Source organism: Chryseobacterium mucoviscidosis, from assembly GCF_002177115.1.
Classification (GTDB): domain Bacteria; phylum Bacteroidota; class Bacteroidia; order Flavobacteriales; family Weeksellaceae; genus Chryseobacterium; species Chryseobacterium mucoviscidosis.
The window spans coordinates 20,645-29,988 of sequence record NZ_MVAG01000225.1; the positions used below are offsets into that span (position 1 = coordinate 20,645).

General features: G+C 36.5%; 10 protein-coding genes and 2 tRNA genes. All 12 read left to right on the forward strand.

Annotated elements, in window-relative coordinates; genetic code table 11:
• The first annotated feature begins 6 nt into the window (after positions 1–6).
• Positions 7–627: a WbqC family protein gene (locus B0E34_RS20800; protein WP_371263859.1), complete on the forward strand. Its 621-nt coding sequence runs from the start codon at positions 7–9 to the stop codon at positions 625–627.
• A gap of 4 nt (positions 628–631) precedes the next feature.
• Positions 632–2,299, forward strand: coding sequence for a S8 family serine peptidase (locus B0E34_RS20805; protein ID WP_087712457.1), 1,668 nt, complete (start codon positions 632–634; stop codon positions 2,297–2,299).
• A gap of 125 nt (positions 2,300–2,424) precedes the next feature.
• Positions 2,425–2,919 carry a lipocalin family protein gene (locus B0E34_RS20810; protein WP_087712458.1) on the forward strand — a complete coding sequence of 165 codons (495 nt, stop codon included), beginning with the start codon at positions 2,425–2,427 and terminating at the stop codon, positions 2,917–2,919.
• Between the two features lie 23 nt (positions 2,920–2,942).
• Positions 2,943–3,632: a YiaD family glycine zipper/OmpA-like lipoprotein gene (locus B0E34_RS20815; RefSeq protein WP_076392203.1), complete on the forward strand. Its 690-nt coding sequence runs from the start codon at positions 2,943–2,945 to the stop codon at positions 3,630–3,632.
• 107 nt (positions 3,633–3,739) lie between these two features.
• Positions 3,740–4,627, forward strand: a complete 888-nt coding sequence (locus tag B0E34_RS20820) for a decaprenyl-phosphate phosphoribosyltransferase (RefSeq protein ID WP_076392205.1) — start codon at positions 3,740–3,742, stop codon at positions 4,625–4,627.
• The gene (locus tag B0E34_RS20825) at positions 4,624–5,940 is read left to right on the forward strand and encodes an FAD-binding oxidoreductase (protein WP_087712459.1); all 1,317 of its coding nucleotides are present in this window, start codon (positions 4,624–4,626) and stop codon (positions 5,938–5,940) included. The genes B0E34_RS20820 and B0E34_RS20825 overlap by 4 nt, the downstream gene beginning before the upstream one ends.
• A gap of 5 nt (positions 5,941–5,945) precedes the next feature.
• Complete coding sequence (locus tag B0E34_RS20830) at positions 5,946–6,671, forward strand: SDR family NAD(P)-dependent oxidoreductase (protein ID WP_087712460.1); 726 nt, start codon at positions 5,946–5,948, stop codon at positions 6,669–6,671.
• A gap of 71 nt (positions 6,672–6,742) precedes the next feature.
• Positions 6,743–7,330: an HAD-IB family hydrolase gene (locus B0E34_RS20835; RefSeq protein WP_087712461.1), complete on the forward strand. Its 588-nt coding sequence runs from the start codon at positions 6,743–6,745 to the stop codon at positions 7,328–7,330.
• 117 nt (positions 7,331–7,447) lie between these two features.
• Positions 7,448–8,623, forward strand: coding sequence for a cysteine desulfurase family protein (locus B0E34_RS20840; RefSeq protein WP_087712462.1), 1,176 nt, complete (start codon positions 7,448–7,450; stop codon positions 8,621–8,623).
• Positions 8,624–8,708: 85 nt separating this feature from the next.
• On the forward strand, positions 8,709–9,026 hold the full coding sequence (trxA, locus tag B0E34_RS20845; RefSeq protein ID WP_076392215.1) for a thioredoxin: 318 nt from the start codon (positions 8,709–8,711) through the stop codon (positions 9,024–9,026).
• A gap of 133 nt (positions 9,027–9,159) precedes the next feature.
• A tRNA-Asp gene (locus B0E34_RS20850) sits at positions 9,160–9,233 on the forward strand.
• Between the two features lie 35 nt (positions 9,234–9,268).
• A tRNA-Asp gene (locus tag B0E34_RS20855) sits at positions 9,269–9,342 on the forward strand.
• The last annotated feature ends 2 nt before the right edge of the window (positions 9,343–9,344 follow it).

The window sequence follows — 9,344 nt, forward strand, 5'->3', positions numbered from 1 at the left end:
TGCATTATGAATATGAAGAATGTATTATTACCGGCGTTTTATTTACCGCCAATTTCTTGGTTTTCAGTTTTTTTAGATCCTGAAAATGAAATTATATTTGAACAGTTTGAAAGTTTTCCCAAACAAACCTACAGAAACAGAGCCAATATTTTTGGAGCAAACGGAAAATTATCATTAATCATTCCTATTGCTCATAACGGATGCAGAGAATTTAAGGATATTGAAATTTCTCACCGTGAAGACTGGAGAAATCTTCATTGGAAATCCATTAAAACGGCATATCAGAGTTCGCCTTATTTTGAATTTTATGAAGATAAATTCAGAAAAATTTATGATCTGAAAGAAAAGTATCTGTTGGATTTTAACCTGAAAACTCTTGAAATCGTTCAACAGATCCTTAAAACGGAAAAGGCACACTCTTTGAATGAAGAATATATCAAAATTCCGGAAGAAATTAATTTCAGAGATCAGTTTTCAGCCAAGTTACCTTCAGAATTTGAAATGGATGAATATTATCAGACATTCTCTGATAAACTCGGTTTCCTGAAAGATTTATCAGTTTTGGACTTAATTTGTAACAAAGGACCGGAATCTTTGACTTATATTAAAAATATTAAATATTCATAGTAAAATGAAAAAGGTATTATTAGCTGCTGTTTTTTTAGTGGGGATTGGTTTTTCTCAAGCGCAGGAAGCAAAAGATCCGATGCAGGATAAAGATCTTATGACATGGTATCATAAAGATTTTGCTACAACGAAAGTTTATGGGGTAAATACAGAAAATGCCTATAAGTTTTTAGAATCTAAAGGTCTTAAACCTAAAACAGTTTTGGTTGGAGTTTTAGATAGCGGAGTTCAGGTAGATCATCCCGGATTGGTAAAAAACATCTGGACAAATCCTAATGAAGTGCCGAACAACGGAAAAGATGATGACGGAAACGGATATGTCGACGATATTCACGGATGGAATTTCATCGGTGGAAAAAACGGAGATATTGATATCGATAACATGGAGGTAACCAGAGTTGTTGCTAAATATAAGCCTGTTTTTGAAGGAGACGACTCTACAAAAAACAAAGCAAATCAAGCTAAAATGCCTGAAGAATTTGCCATGTATATGAAGGCCAAAGATCTTTTCACCAAGAAAAGTGTAGAGGCAAAACAGGGTTTCAAAACCTATTCCATGATTAATGAGGCAATTCCCGTAATGGTAAAACTACTGAACGGAAAACCTCTTACTCCTGAAAATGTTGCCGCTATAAAACCGGCAGATCAGAGAGAAGCAATGGCTGTACAGGTTTTAACACAGGTTGCTCAAAGTCCTGAATTTAAAGGAAAATCGGCAGCTGAATTCGAAAAAGCAATGAGCGGCCAGATTAAAGAAGCTTTAGATTATTTTGGTCCTCAGGAAAAACAATACAATCTGGATTACGATCCGAGAAAAGAAATCGTAGGAGATAACTATGACGACTATTCTGAGAAAAACTATGGAAACAACCATTACGAAGGTCCGGATGCAGAACATGGAACTCACGTAGCGGGAATTATTGCCGGTCTTCCCAACGGAAAAGAAATACAGTACGGAGTTGCTTCAAGAGTAGCAAAAATCATGTCTGTAAGAACCGTTCCGAATGGTGACGAAAGAGATAAAGACGTTGCTAATGCCATCAGATACGCTGTTGATAATGGTGCGAAAGTTTTGAACATGAGTTTCGGAAAACCTGTTTCTCCGGGTAAAAATGTTGTTTGGGATGCATTTAAATATGCTCAGGATAAAGGAGTTCTTCTGGTAAAAGCTGCAGGAAACGAAAACGAAGATGTTGCAGAACATTTAGCTTATCCTACCAATTTTAAAAATGTAACAGATGAAAAACCATTTGTAAACAACGTATTGGTTGTAGGAGCAAGTACCAATAAAAATGATGCTTTAAGAGCGAGTTTCTCCAACTTCAATAAGAAAATGGTAAATGTTTTTGCTCCGGGTGAAGAAATTTATTCTACCGTTCCTCACAATGAGTATAAATATTTACAGGGAACTTCTATGGCTTCTCCGGTTGTAGCAGGAGCTGCAGCGGTTTTATTAGCCTATATGCCTAATTTAACTCCGGCACAGATCATAGAATCATTGGTAAAATCAAGCAACCCAAGTACTGCAAACCAATTTGGGGATTTCTCTGAAGCAGGAGGTGTAATTGATCTTAAAAAAGCAGCGGAATATGCATATACAAACTTCTATAACGGAAAAGGAGGTGCTTCAAAGAAGGCTGAAAAATCCGTAAAAAAGACTGTTAAAAAATAGTATATCTTCCTGTATTTAAGAAAGAAACATACAAAGTCCGAAATTTTCGGACTTTTTTTATTGGTAATATTTAATTTTGGCACGGTTTTTTGTAACTTTATTGTAACAAAATAATAAACAACAAAATGAAAAAGTTACTACTTGCAGGGATGTTGGGAACAGCGCTTTTTGCAGTGTCTTGTTCCGCAGTAAATAATGCTAAAACAGCCCAAACTCAAAGATCAGAATTTTTGAAAATGAAAGGAGACTGGCAGATCGTCAGTGTGAATTACGATAAAAATTTTAAAGTAAAGCCATTCGATGATGGGGTAGATGCGCAGTGTTTCGTAGGAAGTCACTGGAGACTAATTCCTAATAACTGGACAGGAGCTTATACATTAAACGGAGGAGGAACGTGCGGAACAGGATTTACACAGCCAATTAAGATTGATGTGGTAAGCGGAAATACTTTCAATTTCAAAAAAATTGCTGACGGAACAAAAGCGAAGCAAAATACAGCAGGATATACTTTAACGCTGATTAACCAGAATACAGACCAATTCTCATTGGAACAGAATATTCCTTTCGACGGAGAAAATGTAAGAGTTGTTTACAACTTCGAAAGAACAGGGATGAAATAATTTAATATTAAAAATATAAAAAGATGAAATTTACAAAAACATATATCGGAGCGTTATTTTTATCATCAGCATTACTGCTTACAAGTTGTGAGGCTGTACAAAACTCTAACCATCAGCAGAGAGGAACAGCAGTAGGTGTTGCTTCCGGAGCTGTACTTGGTGGTATTTTAGGAAATAACGTAGGAAAAGGTAAAAATGCAGCTTTAGGAGCTGTTTTAGGAGGTATTATCGGTGGTGTTGCCGGTAATGTTATCGGTTCTAAAATGGACAAGCAGGCAAGAGAAATTAAAGAAACTTTACCGGGAGCTCAGGTAGAAAGAGTAGGAGACGGTATCAAAATTACGTTGAATGAAAGCATCGTTAACTTCGATTTCGATTCTTCAGCTTTAACAAGTACTGCCAAAACAAACTTAGATAAACTGGCTCAGGTTTTAACGAACAATCCGGATACCAATATTAATATCTACGGACACACCGACAGCAAAGGTTCAGATTCTTACAACATGAGTCTTTCCGAAAGAAGAGCAAACTCTGTAAAAGCGTATTTAGCAGGCAAAGGAATTGCTTCAAACAGATTATTTGCTTTAGGTGAAGGAGAAAGTATGCCGGTTGCAACAAACGATACAGAAGAAGGAAGAGCTAAAAATAGAAGAGTAGAATTCGCCATTACTGCCAATGAAAAAATGATTAACGACGCACAGAACGGTCAATAATTATTTAACATATAAATATTTTCGTGAATAACCGCAATAGCGGTTATTTTTGTATTTTTATGGTGATATTTTTTGAAATTACTATTTTTGCATTTGAAACAACATAAATGAAGAAATATTTAAAGCTGCTCCGTGTTGAGCAATGGGTGAAGAACCTGTTTGTTTTTGTTCCTCTTTTTTTCTCGGGTAATATAAAAAACCTTGATTTACTCGCAAAAAGCATCTTTGCTTTTATCATTTTTTCTTTGGCTGCAAGTGTCGTTTATATTTTAAATGATTACAACGATATTGAAGCAGATAAGAAACATCCCGAAAAAAGGAGAAGACCTTTAGCGAGCGGAGCCATTTCAAAATCTCAGGCAGTGGGAATTTTTACAGGACTTATTATTCTGGATATTGCACTGGTTTTCTTTGCTCAGATGTATTTTCAGGAAAGTTTGTGGAAATTTGCAACAATTGTAGGATTTTATTTCGTGATGAATCTTGCTTACACTTTTAAACTGAAACACGTTCCGATTATTGATATTTCCATCATTGCGGTAGGATTTGTATTAAGAGTTTTATCCGGAGGTTACATTACGGGAATCAGCATTTCTCAATGGGCAATTTTACTCACTTTTGTGCTTGCACTGGTTTTAGCCATAGGAAAAAGACGTGGAGAACTCATTAATGCGCAGGTTTCCGGAAAAACGCGAAGAGCATTAGACGGCTACAATGTACAGTTTGCAGACATTGCACTCTCCATTTCCGTTACTCTGGCTATTGTCTGTTATCTGATGTTTACCCTGTCTCCTGAAGTTCAGGCAAGATTTCATTCAAGAGTATTTTATACCGTAATTTTTGTTGTTTTTGCCTTCTTAAGATATTTACAGCAGACTTTGGTATACAACAGAACCGAATCTCCCACGAAAATTGTTTACAGAGACAGATACATTCAGATCACCTTAGTGTTGTGGGTTGCTGCATTTTTAATTCAAATCTATTTTAAAAAATGAAGCCGAATTTTGTACAAAAAGTAACCAACTGGGGCAATTTTCCCATAGTGGAAAAAGAAATGAGGTCTGATGACAGCTTCAGAAAAATAAAAGAATTTGTTCTGAATCATAATGAAGTGATTGCAAGAGGAAACGGAAGATGTTATGGAGATTCTTCATTGGGAGAGCATATATTTTCAACCAAAAAATTAAATAAATTCATCAGTTTCGACCGTCTGAACGGTATTATTGAATGCGAATCGGGGGTTCTGCTTTCCGATGTGCTGGAAATTGCCGTTCCGCAGGGATATTTTTTATATGTAACGCCGGGAACGAAGTTTGTTTCTGTAGGAGGCGCCATTGCTTCCGATGTTCATGGTAAAAATCATCATGCTGAAGGATGTTTTTCCGAATATGTGATTGAATTTAAACTGATGATCGAAAACGGAGACATCATCAACTGTTCAAGAGAAGAAAATTCAGATAAATTCTGGGCGACTATTGGAGGAATGGGATTAACCGGGATTATTCTAACGGCGAAATTCAAGCTTAAAAATATTGAATCCGCATACATCCGTCAGGAAAGCATTAAAGCAGAAAATCTGGATGGAATCTTTAACTTGTTTGAGGAAAGCGAAAGCTGGACGTACACCGTTGCATGGATCGACTGCCTTCAGAAAGGTAAAAATATCGGAAGAAGTATTCTGATGAGAGGAGAACACGCTTTTCAGCATGAACTGCCTCAGAAATTCAAAGAAAAACCTTTACGTCTAAAGAAGAAATTTGAACCTACCGTTCCGTTTTATTTTCCGGGATTTGTTCTAAACAGTTTAACAGTAAAGATTTTCAATTATCTCTATTATAAAAAACAGTCCAAAAAGGAAGTTAAAAATTTTATTGATTATGAAACCTTCTTTTATCCTCTTGATTTCGTTCACGACTGGAACAAGATTTACGGAAAATCCGGCTTTATCCAGTATCAGATGATGATTCCCAAAGAATCCGGAAAAGAAGGAATGAAAAAAATTCTGGAAACCATTGCCAACAGCGGAAACGGGTCTTTTTTAGCTGTTTTAAAGCTGTACGGAAAAGAAAATCCGGAAGCTTACAATTCCTTTCCGTTTGAAGGATATTCTCTGGCATTGGATTTCAAAGTCAATTCCAAATTGAAAAAACTGATTGATCAACTGGATGATATTGTAGAGCAGTACAACGGTAAAATTTATCTTACCAAAGACAGCATGAGCAGATCTTCGCTTACCAACTATCTGAAAAATGTTCAGAGCTCAAAATTTGTGTCTCTGCAGCATAAAAGAATTTTAAATAATATTTAGCAGACATGATCGTTTTAGGAAGTACATCGGAAGTAGCACAGGCTTTTGTAGAAAAAGCATTGCAGGAAGGGGAGAAATTTGAAAAAATCTATCTTTTTACCTCCAGTAAAGAAACGACCGAAAGATTTGCAAGGCATATTGATGTGAAATTTCTTCAGCAGTCCGAAGTGATAGAGCTCGATCTCATGAAAGGGATAGATTACAATCAGTTTGACTATATCAATTCAAATTTGCTGTTCTGTGCAACAGGATATTTAGGAGAGGGAACAGAAGAAGGATTGTATGACAATAAAAATACACAACGGATTATTGATATCAATTACGCTAAACTGGTTCCTGTGATGAATTATTTTGCGCAGAAATTTGAAAGCAGAAGATCCGGAACAATCATCGGTCTTTCTTCTGTTGCCGGAGATCGCGGAAGACAGAGTAATTTTATTTACGGAAGTGCAAAAGCGGCTTTCACAGCTTATTTAAGCGGCTTAAGAAATTATCTTTTCGATAAAAAAGTTCACGTAATGACGGTGAAGCCCGGCTTTATGGCAACAAAAATGACTGAAGGTCTGCCTTTGAATCCAAAACTTACCGCAACCCCGAAACAGGCAGCAGAATCTATTTTCAAAGCGTATAAAAAACAGAAAAACGTAGCCTATGTTTTGCCGGTCTGGGGAATTATCATGATGATCATCAGAAATATTCCTGAATTTATTTTTAAAAAATTAAAGCTTTAAAATTATTTTATTTAAAATATACTTTCGATCTTTACGTTACAAGATAAATATTCTAAAATTGACTTAAAGCGATGAAAAAACTGTACTGCTTCGATTTCGACGGAACGCTTACTTACAAAGATACCATGTTTATGTATCTTAAATTCTATGATCCTACAAGATTTCGTTTGCAGTTTTTGAAGCATGTTCCGCTTTTTGTTCTTTTAAAACTGAAACTTGCCGATACGGAAAAAGTGAAAAAAAGCTTTATCGGTTCTATTCTGAAAGGACAGACTCAGGAAAAAATCGAAAAAAAATCCAGACAGTTCTTTGAACATTATTATCCTAAAATCGTAAGGGAAAATGCATTGGATTTTATTCAAAATATAGATCATAATAATACGTACAGTCTATTGGTTACCGCATCGTTAGACATTTGGGCAAAACCATTTGCCGAAGCTTTTAAAATGCAGCTTGTTTCCACCAAGGCCGAGTTTAGAAACGGAGTTTTTACCGGAAATTTTGTGGGAAAAAACTGCAACGGAAACGAAAAACTGGTAAGAATTCAGCAGGAAATCAGCAATCATAAATACGATAAAATTATCGCTTTTGGAGATACTTCCGGAGATAAGCCGATGTTGAAGTGGGCGAATGAAGGACATTACCAATTTTTTCACTAATTTTGGGCGGTAAAATATACAGATGAAGCGGAGTCTTTTAAAACGATAAACTCTACTGATTTTGTAGGTTTTACAGATTGTACATATTCCACAGAAACTAATATTTTCAAAGTAAAAATGAATAAAGTATACCTTGATAACGCTGCAACAACTCCACTTTCGGAAGAAGTTATCGATGCAATGGTTGATACCATGAAAATGAATTTCGGAAATCCATCCTCTACACACAGTTTTGGGCAGGAAGCGAAAATTCTTATCGAAAACGTAAGAAGGCAGGTTGCAGACTATCTTCATGTAACGCCCGCTGAAATTATTTTCACCTCTTGCGGTACAGAATCGAACAATATGATCATCAAATCTGCTGTCGAGCATCTTGGAATAGAAAGAATCATCAGCTCACCCCTTGAGCACAAATGTGTTTCTGAGAGTATTCTGGATATGAAGAGCAGAAAAGGAGTAGAGGTAAACTACATCCGTCCCAATGAAAAAGGAGATATTGATCTTAATAAACTGGAAGAACTGTTAAAAGCTTCCGACAAGAAAACTCTGGTAAGCTTAATGCACGCCAATAATGAGATCGGAAATCTTATCGATATTAAAAAAGTAGCGGAACTCTGCAAGGCAAATAATGCACTTTTCCATTCAGATACCGTTCAGACGATGGCACATATGAACCTAGATTTATCGGAGATTAAGGTAGATTTTGCTTCTTGCAGTGCCCATAAATTTCACGGACCAAAAGGCGTTGGGTTTGCGTTCATCAGAAAATCAAGCGGTTTAAAAGGAATTATTACAGGAGGACCACAGGAAAGAAGCTTAAGAGCGGGAACAGAAAATGTTGCAGGAATTGTAGGCTTAGGAAAAGCACTGGAAATCTCTCTTAAAAACCTTGAAGCGTATACCCATCATATGCAAGAAATTAAAAGCTACGCCGTAGAAAGACTTACAGCGGAAATTCCGGGCATTAAATTCAACGGAAGAAGTTCTGAGAAGGAAAACAGTCTTTACACCGTTTTAAGCGCTTTATTACCATACAAAAATCCCCTTATCGGGCTTCAGTTAGATATGAAAGGAATCGCAATCTCTCAGGGAAGTGCGTGTTCTTCGGGAGCCTCAAAACCTTCTATGGTGATGATGATGGTTTTATCTGAAGATGAAATGGATCATTGCACGCCGCTTCGTATTTCTTTCAGCCATTTAACGACTAAAGAAGATATTGATGCATTGGCAACAGCGCTGAAAGAAATTTCTAAAGATTTCGTTATAGAAAATACAAATGTTGAGCATAGATAGTCTTATTACTCAAAAAGCGTAATTTTGATTATCCAATTAAGGAAATTATAAAAGAATAATATTAATTTAAATAAAAGAAACAAAAATGGCTTTAGAAATTACAGATAGCTCATTTCAGGAAACGGTTTTAAAATCAGATAAGCCGGTATTAGTAGACTTTTGGGCAGTATGGTGCGGACCTTGCAGAACGTTGGGACCAATCATCGAAGAAGTAGCAAGCGATTTCGAAGGAAAAGCAATAGTAGGGAAAGTAGACGTGGATAACAACCAGGATATTTCTATGCAGTACGGGATCAGAAATATTCCTACAGTTCTTATTTTTAAGAATGGAGAAGTGGTTGACAAATTAGTAGGAGTAGCTCCAAAAGAAGTGATCGCTGAGAAATTGAGCGCACACTTGTAAAAATAATAAATTTGATAATGAACGCCTTCCGTTTTCGGGAGGCATTTTTTTTGAAATAAATTTGCAGGTAACGAAAAAAGTTGTACTTTTGCCATCACAAAAAAGAAACAACGTTCTTTAAAAACAAAAACATGATCCGGTAGTTCAGCTGGTTAGAATACCGCCCTGTCACGGCGGAGGTCGCGGGTTCGAGTCCCGTCCGGATCGCAAAAGTTTTTCAATTTACTTTTAAAACAAAATTTGATCCGGTAGTTCAGCTGGTTAGAATGCCGCCCTGTCACGGCGGAGGTCGCGGGTTCGAGTCCCGTCCGGATCGCA